The following is a 23,383-nucleotide window of genomic DNA, read 5'->3' on the forward strand; positions in this document are numbered from 1 at the left end:
CAGATCGAAGGAGTATCCCAAAATCCACCTGTGTGCAGAAAAAAATAACCCTCACCGATAATTACCGGTATACATGCACCGTTATTAACGCAGAAATTACTGCGCCTTTACAGGAAAATTGAGCATAAAAGGGCGGTTTTTGCATTATATAAAATTATATATGAACTGATTATACAGTAATTACGAATTTATACACATTGTAATGTTATGATTATTAATAACTTACAGTGATAACTGTATTTGTTTTAAATTAGTTTTATGATGTCAATGAGATTTCAAAACCTAAAATAATATCTTATGTCAGCCGCTACAATAATGAAAGCCGGTCAGTTTGTTAACGATAAGCATGTTTCCATGCTCCGGAATAATTACAGGGAAAACAGATGGAAAGCTAACTCTGAACGTCTGGGCAAATTGGATTCTCTGAGTGTTTGGTATAGCCTGGATGAACTCAAACATTATATCGAAACAGCTGAAGCTGCTGGTGCTGATGGTATTAGAGTATATTTTGGGGTTTATCCTTCTTCCTTCCCTGAAAATATTCTGCTGGAAGACAGGCAGACTATCGTTTTCGTGGCTACTCAGCAAAAAATAAACGAATCCGGTAAAACTGAAAACAAAGATCTGTATGTTTCCACACCTAATGGTGCTGAGATCGTAGCGTTCAACTTTGGTTACCCATGCCCTCCGGCCTGTATTGGTCAAGCTGGTAACGAATTGAGAGGCGTTAAGATCGATGCAGCTGTTGCCAGCAAGATCTAATTTTATACCCCATCTATATATAGATATCATTTTATGCTGCCGGATTACTCATCCGGCAGTTTTTTTTCCGGTTAAAAATTTTTACTGCGCTTTTGCTAACTTACCACGACCAATAACAGTTAAAAGCTATCGTATCTATTTCATATGTCCTGTGCACTACTGAACGTATTAACGTTATCACATTTTTCGCTTTATCAACAACCGGTAATTGTCATGACGATCCTGTTGTGCTTCATTGTTGCTTTATTGGCTAAACTACAAAAGAGACCTCCCAGCTACCTAAACTCGTTTCTCATTTATATATCTGTCACTATATCGGTGGAAGTGATCACCTGGTGGTACAGCCTTCATAATATGAATAACCTGAAATATTATAATGGATACGCCATCCTGAACTTTCCCTACCTGTTGTACCTGCTCCGCTCCTTCCTGTCCACACCAAAGGTGATCCGGGCGCTGAGTTATACGATTGTGCTCTTTCCCATTTTCGGGATCATCAATATGCTCTTTTTACAGGGTACCGGTACCTTTAATACGTATACATATATGCTGGGCTGCCTGCTGGTGGTGATTACCTGCATCGTTTATTTTTATGAACGTATTAAATTTCCGGGCCCTCACAGCCTGCTCCAGGATCCTACTTTCTGGACGGCTACCGGGCTGCTTTTCTTTTATACATGCAGTCTTCCCCTGAACGGGATTCTGAATTTTATTTCAAATATGCCATGGTTGGTGTTTACTACACTACATGTAACAAATATTATGATAAATATTATTCTATATTTATTCTTTAGTATTTCGTTTATATGCAATCTGATTTTCAGGAAATCTTCCCTGTAGTATTTACTTCTATCTTCCTGCTGGTATTACTGGTGGGATTCATAATCATTATGCTGATTCTGAATCAGAAAGGCCGCCTTGCGCAGGCCCAGGAGTTACGATTGCTCAAGGAGCGCTATGAACAGGAATTACTCCGGTCACAACTGGAAATCCAGGAAAACGTGTTTGGACACCTATCCCAGGAAATTCATGACAACATCGGTCAGTCCCTGACATTCGTGGCCCTCTCCCTCCTGACTGTGCCAGTGGAGAATAACAGTGAAGCACATGAATATATTGAGGAAAGCCGAAAGGCCCTGCAGAAAGCCATTACAGAGCTGCGCGACCTGTCTCGCAGCCTGCATACTGACAGAATTACGGAAGTTGGTTTAGGACAAAGTATCAATTTCGAACTGGAAAGGCTTAGACGAACCAATTTGTACGAAACTTCCTTTAATTTTGCAGACATCCGGAACCTGCTTGATCACCAGACAGAAATCATTGTCTTTCGCATTGTACAGGAAATGCTGAACAACATTGTAAAACATGCCAAAGCAACAAAAGTGGAAGTCAGGCTTTCACATAACGTAGACTTTATTGACCTGGAAATAACTGATAACGGAATTGGTTTTGACCAGGAAGCCCTGTTTGCAGACTCAAACCAGCACAAGGGCCTCGGACTTAGAAACATCCGTAAAAGAGCCAGTCTTATTGGTGGAACCTTTCAGATCAACAGCGCTAAGAACAGCGGAACTGCTATCCGAATCACTATACCCGTAAACAAACAATCATTCCATGAGCATAACCAGGAAAGCGAAATATAGTGTTGCCATTGCTGATGACCATGTACTTGTCAGAAAAGCCCTTGGGCGATTAATTAACACTTTTTCAGATTATTTCATTCTCTTTGAAGCCAACAACGGAGAAGAAGTTATCAAAATCATCAATAACCGGGAAATGCAGCTTCCTGATATCCTCATTCTCGACGTGAATATGCCGGGTATGAACGGATATGAGACTGCCACCTGGATCAATAACCATTTTCCCCAGATCAAGGTATTGGCCCTCTCCATGCTGAACGATGAATCGGTGATTATTAAAATGCTGAAATCGGGTGCGAAAGGATACATTATGAAGAATGTAGAACCAGATGACCTGAAAGAAGCCTTTGATTCCATCATCAAAAAAGACTTCTACCTGCCCGATTATATCTCTGGCAAGGTGATTTCCGGTCTGCAAAAAGATGTACTGTCGCTCAGCGAAAAAATCGAACTCACGCCCAAGGAAAAAACCTTCCTGCAATACCTCTGTACAGAACTGTCTTACAAAGAAATTGCACAAAAGATGTTCGTGAGCCCGCGCACCATCGACGACTACAAAAGCAGCCTTTGCGATAAGCTGAAAGTAAAAACCAGGGTAGGTTTAGTGATCTTTGGCATCAGGTACGGCCTGATCGATATCAACACTGATTGATGATTCAATAACCATTATAAGGCATGGTCCTTCATGACCGGCTTCCCTTTCCAGGCTTTTTGCGCTGTCCATTCTTCCGGGGCCCCGGTCCAGAAAGTGTGTTCCGGAGGCAACCCTAATGCGAGAAATGCTACCGTACACAGGTAGGAACTACCTGTAGAGGTATACACATCTGCTATTTCCGGCTGATGGCCACAAAAGCCCAGTTGCATCCAGCCCTTTTGATCAAAGGTATCCGGCGCTTCGAAAATGCGCTTCTTAACCGCTGTCAATGCACACCGCACCTGTGCAGGTGTGAGACTGGCCGGCAGCTGATCGTATAGTGCCAGTTGTACAAGGGGCTGGAAACCTGCATTTCTATAAGCCATAGAACGACCTACTACAGGAAATGTACCTTCGGGAGAGATCAGTCTTTCCTGGATTACTGCATAGCGCTGCATGCGCTGCAGTGCCTGGTCGTATTCTGATTTACCGGCTTTGCCTTTGGCGACCAGTACTTTTAATATATCGACCAGCATGGGCTGTATCACAAAGCCATTGTAATAGTCAAAGTGAAAGTCAGCGCCATCGCCATACATGCCATCTCCTTTGTACCACTCCTGGTGTTTCTTTATGGCAAAGTCCACCCGCATGGGATCCCAGTCTTCGCCGAATTGCAGTAAGGCGGTTTCTATCATGGCAGCGAAGAGCAACCAGTTATTATAACCCGGTTTAATGCTGCGCAGGCTTTTGAATGCGGCTACCACCTGGTGTTTGACTTTGTCTGACAGGGGCTCCCACAGCTGTTTGGGTGCACGGATAAATCCATGGGCAAGGAAAGCTCCGTCTACCAAAGGCTGCCCATCGTACTTGCCGGTGAAGTTCATGTAGTCAGAGCCGGAAGGGTTCACAGCCTGTGCGGTAGCTAGCTGCGCCAATTTGATCATACGGCCCCGAATTTTGCCTTCTTCTGTTTTGTCAGCACCGAGTTCCAGCCAGGGGGCGATACCCGCCATAGTACGGCCAAAAGCCTCGAGGTAAGTGACTTTTTCTACCGGCTTGCTGTAGGCAGGGGCCACTTCCAAGGGCATTGTCTTTTTTAACTGTCCTTTGCTCAGGTTGTACAATACGGGCTCGGCGATGCGTACCATCAGCGAGGACCAGTATTCCCTGTCATTCAGGGTTGCTGTAGGGGTTGTAATGGATGAGGGTAACATATCACTTGCTTTTACGGCGGTGGCCAATCCGGCTAAGGGTACTGCCTGTATGAAACGCCGCCTGTTCATTTGTTATATTTTTTATAACGGAGTAATGCTTCTACAAAGTAATAATCTGCATAGGTCAGTGGCACGTCTACTTCTGAATTGGCGGGCAGGTGGCCTACGCTGTGTTTGAGTATAAAGTTATTGTTGGTGCCTGCTTTGGCCAGGTATTCGTCGCTGCAGAGTGTGTGTAAGATCTGTACTGCCGTTTGCCAATAAGCCTGGTTCTTTGTATACTGACTCAGTTCCAGCAATGCGGAGGCCATTACGGCACCTGCAGATGCATCACGTTTTGCATCTGGAATACCTGGTGCATCAAAATCCCAGTAAGGTACTTTATCTGCCGGCAGGTGAGGAATGATATAGTTTGCAATTTGCTTAGCCTGTTCCAGGTAGGCTTTATCTTTTGTTTCCCGGAACATCATGGTGTAGCCATATAAGCCCCATGCCTGACCACGTGCCCATGCAGAACTGTCTGCAAATCCCTGTGCAGTGTTTTTTGCCACGACGGCACCTGTTTCGGGATCGTACCCGATTACATGATAAGAGCTGTAATCAGGTCTGAAGTGGTTTTTCATGGTGGTGTTTGCATGTGTGCGGGCGATGTGTGCAAAGGAGGTATCACCTGTTTCTTTAGTGGCCCAGGTGAGCAGTTCCAGGTTCATCATATTGTCGATGATGACAGGGAATTTCCATTTACCATGATCCCATGATTTGATGCAACCTACTACCGGGTTGAAACGGGTAGTGAGGGTACGGGCACTGGTAATAAGGACCTGTTTATCTTTTGGATTTTTAGTGAGGCGATATGCATTGCCAAAGCTGCAATACATCATGAATCCAAGGTCGTGGGTCGTTTTGTTATATTGCTCTTTTTCCACCTCAGTGGTGCGTTTGCGCGCTTCTTTGAGGATGGTTTTATCTTTTGAATATTCATAAAGGTACCACAGTGTACCGGGGTAAAATCCGGATGTCCACCAGTCGGTGCCGGCGGTGACCAGTTTACCTGTTTTATTGTCGGTCGTGCGGGGCAGCAGGCTATCCGGCACGTGGGTCATCATTTGTTTGTATTGCTGAATAGCCAGATTCAGGGCTTTGTCTGCCGGTACCTGGGCACTTACGGGAATTATGAGCAGTACGCTGCCCAAAAGGAAGAGTAATCTTTTCATACGTGACTAACTTTCTTTTATACTATTAACTCTTTTTTCGCCTTGTTGCTTTTACTTCGGATGAAGCACGTTTGATTAACTGAATAGGTACCATCTCAGCGGCATGTCGCTGAGGGGTTCGCCTGGGTTGTTGCATCAGATCCAGCAGTGCTGCGGCTACCCGTTCTCCCATCATAGCGGGGAACTGGTCTACTGATGTGATGCCCGGGTTGATAATCTCTGCTCTCGGGTCGTTGGAGTAGCCGACTATCTTCAGGTCTTCCGGCACCCTGACATTGATCATCCTGCAATATTCCAGGATGGTAATAGCAGTTGTATCGTTGGCAGCAAAGATGCCGTCCGGGTAAGGTCTTTGTGCAAAGATCTTTTCGCATGCCTGCCATGCATTGTCACGGGTTAACTCCTGGTAAAAAATCCTTGATTTCTTAAAAGGAATTTTGTGTTGCTTTAAGGCATGTTTGAACCCCGCTACTCTTTCCACATACAAGCTGCAGGTAAGCGGGCCGGAGATGTGCACAATATCTTTACAACCCTGTTCGATCAGGTGCCGGGTCACGGTCAGTCCACCCAGGTAATCGTCGCCTTTTACTACGGTGACATCGTAGTCCTTTGGCACCCTGTCGAAGAATACCAATGGTATATTGTTATCCTTGAAGATATCGAAGTGAGAGAAATCGGTGGTATATAATGTAGTGGATACCGCCAGTGCATCTATTCTTGCTGAATACAGGGTATTGGTCAGGGCGACTTCCTGTTCATAAGAATCGTTGGACTGACAGATGATCACATTATAACCATGTTCCTGTAGTTTGTTTTGTACAACGGTACTGATAGTAGCAGGGAAGAACATGGAGATACGCGGCACGAGTAAACCGATGGTTTTACTCCGGTTGTTGCGCAGACCAGCAGCCATCGCATTTGGGCGGTAGCCCAGTTTGCGTGCCATCTTCTTCACTTTCTCTTTGGTGCGTGCGCTGATATTGGGGTGGTCATTCAATGCCCTGGACACAGTAGACACGGAGAGTCCCAGTTCTTCCGCAATATCAACGATCGTTTTTTCTGTTCTTTTACTCATATATCAGTATGTAGCCAATACTATCGCCCCATCCAACCTCCATCTACAGTCAGGATGGTACCATGCACATAGTCCGAAGCCGCGGAGGCCAGGAATACGGCGGGTCCCTGAAAGTCTTCAGGAGTGCCCCAACGGCCGGCGGGGATACGTGATAAGATAGCCGTACTGCGTTCTTCATCTGCACGGAGGGCGGCGGTATTGTCTGTAGCGATGTACCCTGGGGCAATGGCATTGACATGTATCCCTTTTCCTGCCCATTCGTTGGCAAATGCTTTCACCAGTGATCCTACGGCGCCTTTGCTGGCAGCATATCCCGGCACATTGATGCCTCCCTGGAAGGTGAGCAGCGATGCTGTAAAGATAATCTTTCCACGGCCCCGTGAAAGCATCTGTTTACCAATTTCGCGGGTGAGTATAAATGGTGCATCGAGGTTAATGCCCAGTACTTCGTCCCAATATTCATCCGGATGCGTGGCTGCCGGTGCACGGAGGATGGTACCTGCATTGTTGACCAATATATCAATAACTGGAAAACGGGTGGTGACTTCTTTGATAAATGTATAGAGCGATTCCCGGTTCCCCATATCGCAGGTGTAGCCATAGAATTTTTTGCCTGCTGCCTGCACTGCTTTTTCCACTTCGCTACCAGTAGGTTCCAGGGAGGCAGATACACCTATTATATCTGCCCCAGCTTCGGCCAGTGCTACGGCAATACCTTTGCCAATGCCTCGTTTGGCACCGGTTACCAATGCCACCTTGCCTGTGAGATCAAATGATTGCAGTATCATAATGAGTTATTTTTCTGGTTAACGTAAATCGGGTACTGCACATACATCCATGTCTCCATAGTCAAGGTTTTCACCGGCCATGCCCCAGATAAATGTATAGTTGCTGGTACCGGCGCCGGAGTGAATAGACCAGGGTGGTGATATCACCGCCTGTTCATTCTGCATCCAGATATGGCGGGTTTCCTGTGGCTGGCCCCAGAAGTGACAAACGGATTGGCCCTCGGGTACTTCAAAATAGAAGTATACTTCCATACGCCTGTCGTGCGTATGTGCAGGAATGGTATTCCAGATACTACCTGTTTTGAGCTCGGTCATGCCCATCTGCAACTGGCAGGTAGGCAATACGGAGGCCACGAGCAGTTTATTGATAGTACGGTGATTGGCGGTTTCGGGGCTACCCAGGGTAACTATTTCTGCCTCCTTCTTAGTGACCAGGCGGGTAGGATAGGTTTGGTGAGCCGGGGTAGAGTTGATATAAAACTTAGCCGGCTGTTCGCTGTCGTTGCTGCTGAACAGTACTGCCTGTTTACCTCTGCCTATATATAATGCTTCTTTGAAGCCTACTTCAAATATCTCTCCGTCTATCTGAACTTTGCCGGGAGCGCCTACATTGATAATACCCAGTTCTCTGCGTTCCAGGAAGTAAGTTGCTTTCAGCTGATCGGGAGCTTCCAGTTTCACAGTTTTATTCACAGGCATGATTCCACCTGTGATAAAGCGATCATAATGACTATAGACCAATACTGCATCGTCGGCAATGAAGAGTTTTTCAATGAGCAGTTCTGTCCTGGTTTCGTCTGTCGTCCAGCGCAACACGGAGGATGGGCTGGTGGCATATCTCGTTTCGGCAGTCATATGGCTGACAATTAGTTTTTAGAAATGATAATAAATAGAGGGTGATGCGTATCAGTGCATCTTTTCATAACTGAATGGAAAGATAGTGCTTAATGGCCAAAAATGCAAACGTTTGCATAACCTACATACTGATACTTTTTTAGCACCAACCACTTGTTTTTTGGCCAATCAGCCTAATTCAGGGTGTTTGGGGGGTGTTAACAGCGTTATATCACATTATAAATATTTGCATTAACAGAGGAGTGACTATCTTTGGGTTCCCTTTTCTGACAAGGATTTGGGAGGCACAGGTTGGCTAAAAGGTTTTAGCCAACCTGTCAAGTGATTTAGCATCATTCTAAAGTCAAAATCGCATCAATGATTAAGATTTTAGTATTAACAGGGGGTAAGGGAATTTTATACTTTAGCTTATATGAATAAGTATCTGCAAATACATCCCGGCGACAACGTACTTGTTGCTTTACAAGACCTTCAACAAGGTACGGAAATCGGGTTCAATGGTTCCACTATAACCTTATTAAAAGATGTTCCCGCTAAACATAAATTCATGATCGCTGATGTTCAGGAAGGCGATCCTATCACTATGTATGGTGTACTGGTTGGTAAAGCCAATGCCGCTATTGCCAGGGGAGAACTGATTACTATTACAAATGTAAAACACGATGCCAGCTCTTTCCACGAAAAAGAAGGGACCATAGAATGGAAACAGCCTGATGTGAGTAAGTGGGCGAACCGTACCTTTATGGGATATCCCCGTAATGATGGCCAGGTAGGTACCCGTAATTACTGGCTGGTAATTCCGATGGTGTTTTGCGAGAACCGTAATGTGAGTGTAATCAAGACTGCCTTTGAAAAAGGATTGGGGTTTGCACCGGCAGAAGTATATAATGAGCAGGTGCAGGATCTCGTGTCTTTATATAAGAAGGGAGATCTGAATGCGATCAGGACTTACACGGCAGAGGCAGTAACACTGAGTAATAAACGTCATACCGTATTTAACAATATAGATGGTATCAAGTTTTTGATGCACGAAGGTGGTTGTGGTGGTACAAGGCAGGATTCTGATGCACTGTGTGCACTGCTGGCTGGTTACATTCACCATCCGAATGTAGCAGGGGCTACTGTACTGAGTCTGGGTTGTCAGCATGCGCAGGTATCCATTCTGCAGGAAGCATTAAAGAAACTGAACCCAGATTTTAATAAACCAGTGTTGGTGTATGAACAGCAGAAGAGCGCTTCTGAATTCTCTATGCTGTCTACTGCTATTAAAGATACTTTCCTGGCGCTGATTGAGGCGGATAAGGAAGAGCGTAAGCCTAGTCCGCTTTCCAAGCTGGTGATTGGTTTGGAGTGCGGTGGTTCTGATGGGTTCTCTGGTATTTCTGCAAATCCGGCGGTGGGTCATACTTCTGATTTGCTGGTGGCACTGGGTGGTACTTCTATCCTGTCTGAGTTCCCGGAATTGTGCGGAGTGGAGCAGGAGTTGATTAACCGTTGTGTAGAGAAAGACGTGTCTGATAAGTTCATTCGTATTATGCGTGCGTATGAGAGCCAGGCAGAGTCTGTTGGTTCTGGTTTTTATATGAACCCTTCTCCGGGGAATATTAAAGATGGTTTGATTACAGATGCGATCAAGTCAGCAGGTGCGGCGAAGAAAGGCGGAATTTCTCCGGTGCGGGATGTGCTGGATTATACGGAGTATGTGAAGAAACCGGGGTTGAACTTGCTGTGTACACCGGGGAATGATGTGGAGTCTACCTCGGCAGAAGTCGGGTCGGGTGCGAATATCGTGTTGTTCACGACTGGCTTGGGTACGCCGACAGGGAACCCGATTGCGCCGGTGGTGAAACTGGCAACGAATACAAAGCTGGCTCAGAGAATGCCGGATATTATTGATATTAATACGGGTACAATTATTAGTGGAGAGGTGAGTATCGAAGAGATGGGTGAAGAGATATTAGAGTATGTGATAAAGGCAGCGAGTGGGGAGGTGCATACGAAGGCAGAGTTGTTGCACCAGGATGATTTTATACCGTGGAAGAGAGGAGTTAGTTTATAAATAAAACAAAAACGCTTTTGCCTTCGGCAAAAGCGTTTTTGTTTTGGGTGTTATTCGAAGGTAACCCGTTCCATTTTGGGGGCGAAGATGTGCATCATCAGCCAGGCTACGAGGTAGATACAACCACATATAACAAAGAGGATGTTATAACCCACTGTGATGTTGCCCATTAGTTTATAATGATCTAATAAATATCCTACTATAAAGGGGAAGAAACTCCCTCCTACTGATCCCGCCATTCCTCCTAATCCAACTACAGAACTCACTGCATACTTCGGGAACATGTCAGATGCTGTTGTAAAGATATTGGCAGACCATGCCTGGTGTGCCGCGGCTGCGAGTGCAATGAGGCCCACTACTACCCATATACTGGTGGCATATTGTATAAAAATAATCGGTGTAACTGCTACCGCGAAGATGAACATGGATGTCTTCCTCGCTTTGAATACAGGCCAACCACTTTTTATCAGCCATGAAGACAAATAACCTCCGCCTATACTACCTATTGTAGTAGCGGTATATATCAGCATCAGCTGCGGATTAGGCTTGGTAAAATCAAGATGATAGGTGTCTGCAAAATAAGAAGGTAACCAGAAGAGGAAGAACCACCATATAGGGTCTGTGAGCAGCTTTCCGAATACAAATGCCCAGGTCTGACGTATTCTTAACAGCTTACCCCAGGATACACTTTTAGGATGAGGATCTACATCTTTCACGGGTGCTTCTACAGCATCGTCGCTATGAATGTAATCGTACTCTGCCTGCGTGAGTTGTTTGTGACGTGCAGGAATTTCATACATAATCACCCAGAAGATGAGCCATATAAAACCAATCACCCCTGTCCATATAAATGCCTGTTGCCAGCCATACCTACCATTTAACCAGGGTACTACTATGGGTGCTAATACCGCACCGATATTGGCTCCCGAATTGAAGATACCAGTAGCCAGCGCCCTTTCTTTTTTAGGGAACCACTCTGCCACTGTTTTGATGGCTACGGGGAAGTTGCCGGATTCTCCCAATCCCAGGAAAACCCTTGCAAAGCCGAAGCCCAGCGTTGTTTTGGCCAGTGCGTGTAAGATGGCAGCTATACTCCATACTACAATGGAAAGAATGTACCCCATCTTTGTTCCAATCTTATCTACCAGGCGGCCAAAGAACAACAATCCTACAGCATAGGCAGCAGAAAAGGCGGTCATGATATGGGCAAAGTCAGTTTCAGTCCAGTTAAAAGACGCAGATAATGTGGGCTTGAGCAGACCAATCACCTGACGGTCTATATAGTTGATAGTGGTAGCAAAAAACAATAACGCACAAATGCGCCAGCGATACCTACCTATTGTTGTGGAATCCATGCCTGTTATTTTGGAATTTATAAAGTGGACTTAAGATACAAAACCGGCGCGAATAATGCAAACGTTTGCACAAAATTGACGGTAATTTAGCCGATGCCTGGTTACAGGCTTTTTACGATGTCGACTACTTTGGACAACTGGGCTTTCAGTCCGTCCCAATCCTTTTTCGCGATCAGGTCTTTGTTCAATAAGTTTGAACCCATGCCTACACATACCACGCCTGCATTCAGCCAGGTTTGTATACTTTCTTTGGTAGGTGCTACACCACCTGTTGGCATAAACTTCATGTCAGGGAAAAGAGGCTTGATGGTGGTAACATAATCAGGGCCCAGCAGGCTACCTGGAAACAGCTTTACAAAACGCGCCCCTGTTTTTTCTGCGGTAGCTATTTCGGAAGGTGTCATACAACCCGGCACCCATACAATATCTTCCGCCTTGCAGGCATCTGCAATACTGACATCAGTAATGGGACTGATAATAAAATCAGCGCCGGCGCCGGCAAATGTCTTTGCATCTTCTGCATTCTTGATAGTACCAATGCCCAGGTACAGATCAGGCATATCTACCAGCTTCCTGTCGCGCATGGTGGCAAAGTTGCGACGGGCATGCGCTCCCCTGTTGGTGAACTCGAACACCCTGATGCCAGCGGCATAACAGGCGGCCATGACCTGGCAACAAACTTCTTCATCATCATGATAAAAAACCGGGATGATTTTGCTTTTCTCGAAAGCTGAGACGATGGTAGATGCGGCTATTGCCATATTAAATCAGTTTTAGGATATCTGCTTTGTCTGTTAAATTGAAATCTCCTTTCAGGAAGAGTTTTGACCATGCTGCAGCTGCTGCAAATGAAATGGTTTCCTGTGCACCCATACCACTCAGGCGGGCATGAATCAACCCTGCCATAAAACTATCTCCACTACCGACCCTGTCTACCACTGCGTTGGTTTCATATTGTTTGGATACACTCAGCGTACCATTCTCATACCAGGTAGCGTAGTAAAGATTATGGGTAGGGGCATGTGAGAAACGGTAGGTAAATGCCACCTGCCTGCAACGGGGAAACTTCTCTGTAATTTCCATGGCGACTGCATGGGCCTGTTGCAGGTATGCTTCCCTGGTGTTGGCTTCGAGCGCTACGGTATCCAGGTTTGTATCCAGCATGGTATGTGCCGCCCAGATATTGCCCATTACCAGGTCGCAATGTGCCACCAGTTCAGGCATTACAGCAAAGGGTTGTTTACCATATTGCCATAGCCTGCTGCGATAGTTGAGATCTGTGGAGATGAACAATCCTTTGCGGGTAGCTGCTTCCAGTACTTCTTTGCAGATGATGGCCGTATCTTCATTCAGTGCCGGTGTGAGGGCACTCCAGTGGAACCATTCTGCATCGCCCAAGAGGCTATCCCAATCTACCGTTCCCGGCTGTAACTGGCTGAAGGAAGAATATTTACGGTCATATACGACGCCTGCATTTTTCAGGTCCTTGCCCTGTTCCAGGTAATAGATACCAATGCGATCCCCACCTCTTAACATACGATCGGTGGTGACACCTAATGATTGCAATTGTTGTTCTACTTCGTGTGCAATACCATTGTCTGGCATACAGCTGATATATGCTACAGGTGTGCCCCATTTGGCCAGGGCTGCTGCTACATTGGCTTCCGCACCGCCCACATAAAGAGCAGTGTTGTGCTGTTCCCATTGTGGTGACAGGCGGAGCAATATTTCTCCAAAGGAAATGACTTTAACTGGTTTCATATTGTTCGGTTAACTAAAATCCAAAATACGTCCTGGCATTGTTATAACAAATATCCTGCACCATTTTTCCTAACCAGTTGATATCGCCGGGCAACTCTCCATTTTCCACATCATCGCCCAGAAGGTTGCACAAAATACGGCGAAAATATTCATGTCGTGACCAGGAGAGGAAACTTCTTGAATCCGTAAGCATACCTACGAAACGACTCAGCAGGCCCATATTGCTCAGGGTGTTCATTTGTTTTTCCATACCATCTTTCTGATCCAGGAACCACCAGCCGGAGCCAAATTGCATTTTTCCGGGCACAGTGCCATCCTGGAAGTTGCCGGCCATGGTAGCAAACACTTCATTATAAGAAGGGTTCAGGTTGTATACGACGGTTTTAGCCAATTTATTTTTCTTATCAAGGCCATCCAGGAAACCAGACATTGCGATCGCTACCTGCCAGTCGCCGATGGAATCCACACCTGCATCTGCCCCAATTTGCTGTAAGAGACGGCTGTTGTTGTTACGGATAGCGCCTACGTGAAATTGCTGCACCCAACCTTTTTCATGATTCCATTCACAGATTAAATGAAGGGTACCGGTTTTGAACTGCAGGGCTTCTTCTGTGGTGATTTCTTTGCCAGCCCGCAGTTTGGCGTAGATAGTTTCAAGACCAGTGGCGGTAAATGCTGCGCTGTAGAAGGTACTGATACCATGATCAGACAAGCGCCCGCCGGCTTCATGAAAATAATCATGCCTGCTGCGCAATGCCTCCATAAACTGTTGATAGCTGCCTGTGGGCATATTAGCCACCATTCCCAGCTTATCTGCATATGCATTGAATGCTTGCGTATCTTCAACTGCTATCGCCTTATCGGGGCGGAAAGTAGGCAATACGCGGATATCGAAACCAGATTGCCTGATAGCTGCATGATGTTCCAGGTTATCGCAGGGATCATCGGTGGTGCAGAGGGTCGTTACTTTAAAATGTTTGAGCAGGGTCTGCGTACGCCAGTGCGGCAATTGTTCATTGCAGTGGTTGTACACCCAGTCAGCATTGGAGGCATCCAGTAACTGCTTTACGCCAAACGGGTTTTGTAGCTCCATATGCGTCCAGTGGTACAAAGGATTGCGCATGGTATAGGGTACTGTTGCTGCCCAATGTCTGAATTTGGTCAGGTCATCTGCATCGCCGGTCACGAATTGCTCTGCCACGCCATTGGCGCGCATGGCTCTCCATTTGTAATGATCGCCTTTCAGCCAGATGGCTGTCAGGTTTTCAAACTGCCGGTTATTTGCTATTTCATCGGGTGGTAAGTGATTATGATAATCGATGATAGGCATCTCTTTTGCATAATCGTGGAATAACCGCTTAGCTGTTTCCGTTTTCAACAGGAAATCAGCATCCATAAAAGCCTTCATAACTTGAATTACTTAATTAACGCTGCTTGATTCTCCAACATTTCCTGTAAATGCCCTGCCACAGTTGCTGTGAACCCGGACAATGCTGACAGGTCAGCTTCCCATAATGTGGTATCGGCACTGATGGCTTTTACCAGTTGTGGTATATCCCTATACTGTTCCCAATAGCCGGCAAAGATGGCGGCGCGGTCATCGGTAATAGGGTATAATTCTGTACCTCTTGCGCCAAAGTACTGGCCATTTTCATTTTTCACAGGGCGCAGGAACAGGATCATGGCGGCAAAGCCCTGGCACATGGCGGGGGGAACTTTGCCTTGCTGTTCATAATACCTTACAAAGGTGCGCACATTGCGGGCATTCATCTTGCTGCTCTCCTGGAAGGTAATGCTCAGGAGCTTATGTGCAATGGATGGATTGGCAAACCTGTCCAGTACATCTTCTGCAAATGAGGGTGCCTGCGGGCATGTGTCCTTAATAGTAGGCAGAATCTCGTCGATGACTACAGTTCTAAAGAATGCACGCATGTAAGGGTCTTCCATACATTCATATACGGTATTCAGGCCTCTCAGGTAACCTAGCGGCACAGATGCTGTGTGACTACCATTGAGGATGCGCAGCTTCTGTTCCCGGTAAGGCGTGATATCCGGGGTAATGAGCATGCGGGCATCGGTCTTGTGGAAGTTCAGGACCTTGCTGATTTGCTCATCGCCTTCAATGGCCCAGAGCAGGAAAGGTTCTGCATTGATCCAGAGCTGATCGGTGTACCCGGCAGGTGGCAGTTCCTTTGGTTTGCCAGGAACGATTCTGTCTACCAGGGAGTTGCAGAATGTGTTATCCTGTGAGATCCAGGTCTGGAATTCAGCCGGCATGTCGTTGTAAGCAGCCAGTTTCAGGACGGTTTCTTTTAATAAGTTTCCATTGTTCACCACGAGTTCGGTAGGTACGATAACAAAACCGGTATGGGAGGCACCTTTGAAACAGCGGTAGCGTTCCCAGAGTACGGCGAGTAACTTGCCAGGATAGGATACGGGGACAACGCCTTCAATCTTTTCAGGAACGTACTGAATGCCTACTTCGGTGGTATTGGAGATAATGATCTGTAATGCAGGCTGGTGGACGGTTTTGAGCACTTCGCTCCACTCTGCATTCGATTGCAAAACGCGACTAATAGAAGCGTTTATTAGCTGTTGATCCACCAATTCCCCCTGGGCTACGCCCTTGATGTGGGTAGTGAAGAGATTGTCCTGGGAGGTAAATTCGGTAGTTTCTCCATCCGTGGATTTTACGACTACGATTCTTCCTTCGAACTGACCGGCTTTGTTGGCTTTGTCAACAAGGTAGTCGACAAGGCCACGCAGCAGTACGCCGGTACCGAACTGGAGGATTTTCTCCGGGAAGGTAAAGTAGCGTTCGGTGACACCCAGCTCGGGGTGTTGCAGCAGATATGCTTTATTTAATGTTGGTAACATGTTTAAATTTAGCTAAATCCGGGAATTTGTTTTAATTTTTTTACATAACTGAGACAGGTAATTTACAAATCGAAAAAATTCGATCTATCAGGTCCCCCTCTTTTTCTGTAATTTTGCATTCTTAAATTAACAAAAATGAGCAGACATGGCAAAGTGCTGGTAGCAATGAGCGGCGGTATTGATAGTACTGTGACCGCGCTGATGCTGCACGAGCAGGGTTATGAAGTGGTGGGGATCACCATGAAGACCTGGGATTACGCTTCTGCCGGCTCCAGTAAGAAAGAAACCGGGTGTTGTAACCTGGATTCTTTTAATGACGCACGGGCTGCGGCTGTACATCACGGCTTCCCCCATTTCGTCCTGGACATCCGGGAAGAATTTGGCGACTTCGTAATTAACAACTTCGTCGAGGAATATATGGCTGGGCGCACACCAAATCCGTGCGTGCTGTGCAATACGCATATTAAATGGCGGGCGCTTATGAAACGGGCGGATGCGATGGATTGCGCTTTTATTGCTACGGGGCATTATGCACAGATTCGTGAAGAGAATAGCCGGTGGGTGTTGAGTAAGGGGCTGGATGAGCTGAAGGACCAGAGTTATGTGCTGTGGGGGTTGGAGCAGGATGTGTTGGCACGTACTATTTTGCCTTTAGGCAGATACAGGAAGACGGAGATTCGGAAGATGGCGGAGGATTTTGGGTATCCTGAGCTGGCGAAGAAGGCGGAGAGTTATGAGATTTGTTTTGTACCGGATAATGATTATCGGGGGTTTTTGAAGCGGAGAGTGGAGGGATTGGAAGAGCAGGTGAATGGGGGGAATTTTGTGTTGAGTGATGGGACGATTGTGGGGCATCATAAGGGGTATCCTTTTTATACGATTGGACAGCGGAAGGGTTTGGATATTGCGCTGGGAAGGCCGATTTATGTGACGGAGATTATACCTGAAACTAATACGGTTGTGTTGGGGGATGAGGAGGAGTTGAATAGGACGGAGACGACGGTAGCGGGGATTAATTTTATTAAATACGATCATATTCCCGAGGGGATGGAGGCGATTACTAAGATTAGGTATAAGGATAAAGGGGCGTTGAGTAATTTGTATAATGTGGAGGGGAAGGTGAAGGTGAATTTTTATGGGAATGTGAAGGGGATAGCGCCGGGGCAGTCGGCGGTGTTTTATGAGGGGGATGATGTGATTGCAGGAGGGATTATACAGAGGAGTATATAATTTTTTAAAAAAGGGTTTTGCCTGGTGGCAAAACCCTTTTTTATTTAAGCGAAGTTGGCCTGCGGCAGCAAGGAAGAATTTTTCTTTTTTTGGCTGGCGCCATTGGGACGGGATTTTGGATGGCGCTATTGTTTTTCTTGGAACGGCGCCATTGGGATGTCTTTTAGCCTTAGGCCATTCTTACTGCGAACATACTGTCTGCACCTTTTTCGTAGCCGGGGATTATGCCTCCCTCCTGCTTTTTTAAGCTGGTTGTATTCTCTAAATGAGCGACTACGTCTTCATTTTCCCCACGAAATACGGAGCAGGTAATATAAATTAAGGACCCACCTGGCTTCAATAGCTTTACTACATTGCCGGCAATGGTTTGCTGTAAATATTGGTATTCTTTGATCTGCTCTTCTTTGAAGAAAGAGAGGTTTTCCGGCGTACGGCCCCAGGTACCAGCGCCAGAGCAGGGTGCATCTAAAATGATATTATCAAAGCGACGCTCAAGGGCAATAGGCGCAGTCAGGTCCATGACCATACTGGTGTAGTCCCTGATGCCTGCTTCCTTAAAACGCATGTGCAGATTAGAGATGATAGATGGACGAACATCACTGACAAGGAGTTTTACCTTTGGTTCCTTGTCCAATAGCAAGATAGATTTTCCCCCGCTGGCAGCACAACTATCCCACCACTGTTCTCCTGGTTTAGGATTGAACAAATTACCTACCTGCTGGGAAGAAGCATCCTGAATTTCGTACCAGCTCTTATCTGTTACGATGGTATCGATCTTCGTACTATTGGGCAATGCGAGTGTGGTTGGGCCCCACTCTTCGAAAGTGATTTCTGCACGCTGCAGGAGTTTTTTGATCGCTTCCTGCTTGCCTTTGCGGGTACGAATAAATAAGTAGGGTTGCCTGAGGAATGATTGTGAAAAACTAATGGGATCTATTTCATCTGATAAGTATTTTTTAAAAGGGAAAATACTATCCAATGGTATTTCTTCAGGAGGGGTTATTGCAAAATTCTCCGCTTCTTCTGCTTTGCACAAATAGCTGCCTAACAGGATACGTTCCTGCACGGATTTTTCTTCTTTATACAGGTACCCCAACCGGTAATAGGAATACACCAGCTGCGAAATATGCCGCCTATCCCGGCTTCCCATATACGGGTGCTGCTTAAAAAAACCTTTCAGGAAATGATGCAAAGGCAAACCGCCATCATATTCCGCTATTACTTTTTCTGCAGCCGCTAAATAATTCTCCCATCGGGTCATATCACATTATGTAAAAAAGCAAAACGCTCAATGCCCTTAAAAGCAGCATTGAGCGTTGAGCCAAAGGTTTATTAAAAATCTGATTAGAGTTTCAGTAATGCTTTCAGCGGATCTTTACCGAACAGCAGTTGCTCAGGATTTTCCAGCATTTCCTTTACACGCACCAGGAAGCTTACAGACTCACGACCATCGATGATACGGTGATCGTAGCTCAGCGCAATGTACATCATCGGACGGATTACTACCTGACCGTTTACTGCCATTGGACGATCCTGGATCTTGTGCATACCCAGGATGGCAGACTGAGGAATGTTGATGATTGGTGTAGACATCAGGGAGCCAAACACACCACCATTGGTGATGGTGAAAGTACCACCGGTCATTTCATCCATTGTCAGTTTGCTGTCGCGGGCTTTGGTAGCCAGTTCCACTACTTTCTTCTCAATCTGCGCCATATCCAGGCTCTCTGCATTGCGGATCACCGGTACTACCAGGCCCTTAGGTGCAGATACCGCGATAGAGATATCACAGTATTCGTGGTACACCAGCTCTTCCCCATCGATGTAAGCATTTACAGCAGGGAATTCTTTCAGTGCAAAGCAACAAGCTTTGGTGAAGAAGCTCATAAAGCCCAGGTTCACCTCATGTTGTTTCTTGAACACTTCTTTGTATTTAGCACGCAGCTCCATGATATTGGTCATGTCCACTTCGTTGAAAGTGGTGAGCATAGCGGTGGTATTCTTAGCTTCTACCAGGCGGCGGGAAACTGTTTTGCGCAGGTTGCTCATCTTTTCACGACGCTCGCCGCGGGTGAAGAGTTCCTGGTCCAGTGCTACGCCCGGGTTTTGTAATGCAGCCAGTACATCGCCTTTTTTGATCTTGCCATGAGCGCCGGTACCCTTGATGGTAGCCGGATCTACATGTGTGTCTGCAATAACAGCGGCAGCTACAGGTGTAGTTTTCACATCGTTAGGAATAGCGGTTACAGGTGCATTCTGCACCTGTGGGGCGGCTTTAGGTGCTGGTGTAGCAGCAGCTGGTTGTGCTTTGCCTGCAGGGCGGCCTACGCTGGTATCGATTTTAGCGATTGGATCGCCTACTTTCAGCACATCGCCTTCTTTGCCCAGGGTGATCAGCGCACCTGCTTCTTCTGCATTCAGTTCGAAAGTAGCTTTCTCTGATTCCAGTTCGCAGATCACTTCATCCCGCTCTACATATTCACCTTCTTTCTTTATCCATTTGATCAAAGTAACCTCACTGATAGATTCTCCCACAGTTGGCACCTTCATCTCAATCGTTCCTTTATTTACAGCCGGAGCAGCAGGTGCAGCTTCCGCTACAGGTGCCGCAGGGGCTTCAGGAGCCGGCGCTGCCGCAGCAGCTGGTGCAGTGGCCGCAGGGGCAGCTGCATCTGTATCAATTGTACAGGCCACATCTCCAATTTTTAATGTAGCACCTTCAGGAGCAGCTATCTTCAGGATACCTGCCTTCTCTGCGTTTAATTCAAAGGTGGCTTTTTCAGATTCCATTTCACAGATCACCTCATCCTGTTGCACATAATCTCCGTCTTTCTTCAACCACTTTGCAATTGTTACCTCGCTAATAGATTCTCCTACCGTAGGAACTTTGATTTCGATAGCCATATTTCTAATTTCTGTGTGCGATTTGTATAAAGTGGATTTCTCCACTTGTTCTAAACTTCCCTATATGTTAAATGCTGTTTCAATTATCTCGAGCTGTTCGCGGGCATGCACCTTTGCATAACCAGTAGCGGTAGCAGCGCTTGGATTGCGGCTGATCACGCCATAGTTGATCTGCTTCAGGTTCATTTGCAGGTAAGAAGCAGCACCCATGTTCAGTGGCTCTTCCTGTACCCAGAACCAGGTAGCAGCTTTGTACTTCTGGTTCAATGCTTCCAGCTGAATTGCTGGCAGCGGATACAATTGTTCCAGGCGAACGATCGCTACATCTTTACGGTTATCTTTCGCCTGCTTTTCAGCCAGTTCGAAGTAGATTTTACCGGTACACAGCAATACTTTCTTCACTTTTGATGCATCGTCTACATATTCATCGTCCAGTACTTCCTTAAAACCACCTTCTGTAAATGCGGAGATTGGGGAGTAAGAACCTACGTGCCTCAGGTTAGCTTTTGGTGAGAAGTTCACCAGTGGCTTGCGGAACGGCCAGGTCAGCTGACGGCGCAGCGCATGGAAGAAGTTTGCCGCAGTAGTGATATTGGTAACGATGATGTTGTATTCAGCACATGACTGCAGGAAACGCTCAGGACGTGCATTGGAGTGGTCTGGTCCACCGCCCTCATAACCATGAGGCAGCAACATGACCATACCATTCTGGTTTGTCCATTTTTGCTCTGCGCTGGTGATATACTGGTCGATTACAGTTTGCGCACCGTTGGCAAAGTCACCATATTGCGCTTCCCAGATAACCAGTGATTTTGGATTGGCCATTGCGTAGCCATATTCAAATCCCAGTACAGCAAATTCGCTCAGCAGGGAGTTATAGATACGGAATTGACCCTGTTTTTCCTGTAAGTCACCCAGGCGGCTGTAAGTAGCGTTGGTATTCTCGTCGAACAGGATGGCATGACGGTGAGAGAATGTACCTCTCTTCACGTCTTCACCGCTCATACGCACGTCTTTACCTTCGCTCAGCAGCGAGGCGTATGCCAGCAATTCGCCGGTTGCCCAGTCTACCTTACCTTCTGTTTCATACAGTTTGATCTTATCCTGCAGCAGTTTTTCTACTTTACGCAGTGGCACAAACTCTTTTGGCCAGGTCATGAGGCGGCCGATCAGCCTTCTCACATCTTCTTCTTTTACTGCTGTAACCGGTGAAGCCTCGAAGTCTTCCGGTTTGGATTTGCGGAGTTCCTGCCACCATTGTTCAGGTGTCTGGTAAGTGTAAGGCAGCGGGTTCTGTCTTACCTCGTCCAGGCGTTCCTGCAATTGTGCCCAGAAAGTCTTTTCCATTTCCTTTGCCAGGTCCTGTACTTCAGATTCTCCGTTTTGCAGGAGGTACTGGGTGTACACTTCGCGGGGGTTAGGATGCTTATCGATCAGTGCATACAGGCTTGGCTGGGTAAACTTAGGCTCATCGCCTTCGTTATGGCCATGCCTGCGGTAGCACAACAGGTCTATGAAAATATCGGAATTGAACTCCTGACGGTAGCGGGCAGCAATTTCTGCTACTTTCACCACAGCTTCTGCATCGTCTCCATTCACGTGGAATACAGGAGCCTGTACGGTAGCAGCGATAGAAGTACAGTAGTCAGAAGAGCGGGCATCGTCAAAGTCGGTAGTGAAACCAATCTGGTTGTTGATAACCAGGTGCATGGTACCACCGGTATAATACCCTTTCAGGTTGCTCATCTGGATGAGCTCATATATAACACCCTGACCAGCTACCGCAGCATCGCCGTGGATGAGGATAGGCAGGATCTTGTCATAATCGCTGTTGTAAATTACATCTGCCTTACTACGGGCGAAACCTGTTACCAGCGGGTCTACCACTTCCAGGTGAGAAGGGTTGGGCAGCAACTGCAGGTTTACCTTTGCACCACCCGGGGTGTCCACGATGGAGCGGAAGCCCAGGTGGTACTTCACGTCGCCGCTGCCCATGGTCAGATCTGGTACGGCATGGCCTTCAAACTCGTTGAAGATCTGCTCATACGTTTTACCTAAGATATTGGCCAGTACATTCAAACGGCCCCTGTGTGCCATACCGATCACTGCTTCCTGAACACCTTCGCCGGCAGCAGTATTGATGATGGCATCCAGTGCAGGGATGGTGTTTTCACCACCTTCCAGACCGAAACGCTTTTGACCTATGTATTTTGTATGAAGGAATTTTTCGAAGATAACGCCCTGGTTCAGCTTGTTGAGAACGCGTTTGCGCTGTTCCAGTGTGAGGGTTCTTTGCAGGGTGGTTTCCATTTCACGCTGTAACCACTCTACTTTTTTTGCATCATTAACGTAAGCATATTCCAGGCCTACTGCCGCAGTATAGACCTGTTTTAACCGGCTGACAATATTTTCAAGGCTGGTTTTTCCCAAACCTAATTCCTGGCCGATGTAGAATTCAGTCTTCAGGTCGGCTTCGGTGAGTCCGAAAAAAGAGATGTCTAAGTTGGCCTGACGATCTTTGCGCTCCCGGATCGGATTAGTTTTCGAAATAAGGTGACCTTTTTTGCGATACGCCTGTATCAGCCTGTAAACGTTCAGCTCTTTTGTTAACTGATCACTGCTAACCGGTGCCCCGGCACCTGCCGCCTTACCATTTACATTGTTTACCGCGAAGTCAAACCCCTCAAAAAACTTGCCCCATTCCGGGTCAACAGCACCAGGGTCTTTTCGGTAATCCTGGTATAAAGATTCAATGTAGGCAGGATGTGAGTTGGTAACAAATGAGAAGTCCTTCATTTACAACGAGTTTTGCTAAAGCTTCGATTCAAATTGCTATTCTGTTGAATGCACCCATATATAATATATGGGTTTGCAAATATCGTTCTTCTTTTGTGAAAAAAAATGGAAAAATGATATACGTAAGAAAGAATAATGAAGCAACGGAACTACCTTTGGCGGGTGCCCCTCCGGGGGCTCTCCGGAGCAGGAACGGAAATTCATTTTGAATTAAAAAGA

Annotated in this window: 19 protein-coding genes; 6 read left to right on the forward strand and 13 right to left on the reverse strand. The window is 46.5% G+C overall.

Translation table 11 applies throughout. The features are described from left to right. Nucleotides 1-297: 297 nt before the first annotated feature. From ABDW16_RS04775 to ABDW16_RS04790, 4 genes are all read left to right on the forward strand, one after another. The gene (locus ABDW16_RS04775) at nucleotides 298-762 is read left to right on the forward strand and encodes a hypothetical protein (protein WP_343668077.1); all 465 of its coding nucleotides are present in this window, start codon (nucleotides 298-300) and stop codon (nucleotides 760-762) included. 144 nt (nucleotides 763-906) lie between these two features. After that, complete coding sequence (locus ABDW16_RS04780) at nucleotides 907-1,602, forward strand: hypothetical protein (protein ID WP_343668078.1); 696 nt, start codon at nucleotides 907-909, stop codon at nucleotides 1,600-1,602. Then, entirely contained in the window at nucleotides 1,569-2,405 is an 837-nt protein-coding gene (locus ABDW16_RS04785) for a sensor histidine kinase (protein WP_343668079.1), read from the forward strand. Before ABDW16_RS04780 ends, ABDW16_RS04785 begins: the two co-directional genes overlap by 34 nt. After that, complete coding sequence (locus ABDW16_RS04790; protein WP_343668080.1) at nucleotides 2,377-3,054, forward strand: response regulator transcription factor; 678 nt, start codon at nucleotides 2,377-2,379, stop codon at nucleotides 3,052-3,054. Before ABDW16_RS04785 ends, ABDW16_RS04790 begins: the two co-directional genes overlap by 29 nt. Nucleotides 3,055-3,068: 14 nt before the next feature. Here the strand turns inward: ABDW16_RS04790 and ABDW16_RS04795 are convergent, their stop codons facing one another. The 5 genes from ABDW16_RS04795 to kduI are packed head-to-tail and all read right to left on the reverse strand — an operon-like array spanning nucleotide 3,069 to nucleotide 8,182. Continuing rightward, on the reverse strand, nucleotides 3,069-4,319 hold the full coding sequence (locus tag ABDW16_RS04795) for a DUF2264 domain-containing protein (protein ID WP_343668082.1): 1,251 nt from the start codon (nucleotides 4,317-4,319) through the stop codon (nucleotides 3,069-3,071). After that, nucleotides 4,316-5,464 carry a glucuronyl hydrolase gene (locus ABDW16_RS04800; RefSeq protein ID WP_343668083.1) on the reverse strand — a complete coding sequence of 383 codons (1,149 nt, stop codon included), beginning with the start codon at nucleotides 5,462-5,464 and terminating at the stop codon, nucleotides 4,316-4,318. Before ABDW16_RS04800 ends, ABDW16_RS04795 begins: the two co-directional genes overlap by 4 nt. A 25-nt stretch (nucleotides 5,465-5,489) precedes the next feature. After that, a complete protein-coding gene (locus ABDW16_RS04805) occupies nucleotides 5,490-6,539 on the reverse strand; it encodes a LacI family DNA-binding transcriptional regulator (RefSeq protein WP_343668084.1) in 1,050 nt (349 codons plus the stop codon). A 20-nt stretch (nucleotides 6,540-6,559) separates the two neighbouring features. Continuing rightward, nucleotides 6,560-7,324, reverse strand: coding sequence for an SDR family oxidoreductase (locus tag ABDW16_RS04810; RefSeq protein ID WP_343668201.1), 765 nt, complete (start codon nucleotides 7,322-7,324; stop codon nucleotides 6,560-6,562). A 21-nt stretch (nucleotides 7,325-7,345) separates the two neighbouring features. Then, the gene (gene kduI, locus ABDW16_RS04815; RefSeq protein ID WP_343668086.1) at nucleotides 7,346-8,182 is read right to left on the reverse strand and encodes a 5-dehydro-4-deoxy-D-glucuronate isomerase; all 837 of its coding nucleotides are present in this window, start codon (nucleotides 8,180-8,182) and stop codon (nucleotides 7,346-7,348) included. A gap of 412 nt (nucleotides 8,183-8,594) precedes the next feature. On the opposite strand from kduI, the gene ABDW16_RS04820 reads away from it, so the two are divergent. Beyond that, on the forward strand, nucleotides 8,595-10,241 hold the full coding sequence (locus tag ABDW16_RS04820; RefSeq protein ID WP_343668088.1) for an altronate dehydratase family protein: 1,647 nt from the start codon (nucleotides 8,595-8,597) through the stop codon (nucleotides 10,239-10,241). A 50-nt stretch (nucleotides 10,242-10,291) separates the two neighbouring features. Here the strand turns inward: ABDW16_RS04820 and ABDW16_RS04825 are convergent, their stop codons facing one another. From ABDW16_RS04825 to ABDW16_RS04845, 5 genes are all read right to left on the reverse strand, one after another. Further along, nucleotides 10,292-11,596: an MFS transporter gene (locus ABDW16_RS04825; RefSeq protein ID WP_343668090.1), complete on the reverse strand. Its 1,305-nt coding sequence runs from the start codon at nucleotides 11,594-11,596 to the stop codon at nucleotides 10,292-10,294. 101 nt (nucleotides 11,597-11,697) lie between these two features. After that, nucleotides 11,698-12,357, reverse strand: coding sequence for a bifunctional 4-hydroxy-2-oxoglutarate aldolase/2-dehydro-3-deoxy-phosphogluconate aldolase (eda, locus tag ABDW16_RS04830; RefSeq protein ID WP_343668091.1), 660 nt, complete (start codon nucleotides 12,355-12,357; stop codon nucleotides 11,698-11,700). A gap of 1 nt (nucleotide 12,358) precedes the next feature. Further along, nucleotides 12,359-13,357, reverse strand: coding sequence for a sugar kinase (locus ABDW16_RS04835; protein ID WP_343668092.1), 999 nt, complete (start codon nucleotides 13,355-13,357; stop codon nucleotides 12,359-12,361). 13 nt (nucleotides 13,358-13,370) lie between these two features. Then, on the reverse strand, nucleotides 13,371-14,765 hold the full coding sequence (gene uxaC / locus ABDW16_RS04840; RefSeq protein ID WP_343668093.1) for a glucuronate isomerase: 1,395 nt from the start codon (nucleotides 14,763-14,765) through the stop codon (nucleotides 13,371-13,373). An 8-nt stretch (nucleotides 14,766-14,773) separates the two neighbouring features. Then, on the reverse strand, nucleotides 14,774-16,234 hold the full coding sequence (locus ABDW16_RS04845; protein ID WP_343668095.1) for a tagaturonate reductase: 1,461 nt from the start codon (nucleotides 16,232-16,234) through the stop codon (nucleotides 14,774-14,776). Between the two features lie 135 nt (nucleotides 16,235-16,369). Between ABDW16_RS04845 and mnmA the strand changes: the two genes are divergently transcribed. After that, nucleotides 16,370-17,464, forward strand: coding sequence for a tRNA 2-thiouridine(34) synthase MnmA (gene mnmA, locus ABDW16_RS04850; RefSeq protein WP_343668097.1), 1,095 nt, complete (start codon nucleotides 16,370-16,372; stop codon nucleotides 17,462-17,464). Nucleotides 17,465-17,633: 169 nt separating this feature from the next. Here the strand turns inward: mnmA and ABDW16_RS04855 are convergent, their stop codons facing one another. The 3 genes from ABDW16_RS04855 to ABDW16_RS04865 form a co-directional block, all read right to left on the reverse strand. Continuing rightward, the gene (locus tag ABDW16_RS04855) at nucleotides 17,634-18,725 is read right to left on the reverse strand and encodes an Fmu (Sun) domain-containing protein (RefSeq protein WP_343668099.1); all 1,092 of its coding nucleotides are present in this window, start codon (nucleotides 18,723-18,725) and stop codon (nucleotides 17,634-17,636) included. Between the two features lie 83 nt (nucleotides 18,726-18,808). After that, on the reverse strand, nucleotides 18,809-20,368 hold the full coding sequence (odhB, locus tag ABDW16_RS04860) for a 2-oxoglutarate dehydrogenase complex dihydrolipoyllysine-residue succinyltransferase (protein ID WP_343668100.1): 1,560 nt from the start codon (nucleotides 20,366-20,368) through the stop codon (nucleotides 18,809-18,811). 60 nt (nucleotides 20,369-20,428) lie between these two features. Then, nucleotides 20,429-23,164 (reverse strand): 2-oxoglutarate dehydrogenase E1 component, encoded by a 2,736-nt coding sequence (locus tag ABDW16_RS04865; RefSeq protein ID WP_343668102.1) that lies wholly within the window; start codon nucleotides 23,162-23,164, stop codon nucleotides 20,429-20,431. Nucleotides 23,165-23,383: the final 219 nt, after the last annotated feature.

Source organism: Chitinophaga sp. (genome assembly GCF_039596135.1).
Lineage (GTDB): Bacteria > Bacteroidota > Bacteroidia > Chitinophagales > Chitinophagaceae > Chitinophaga.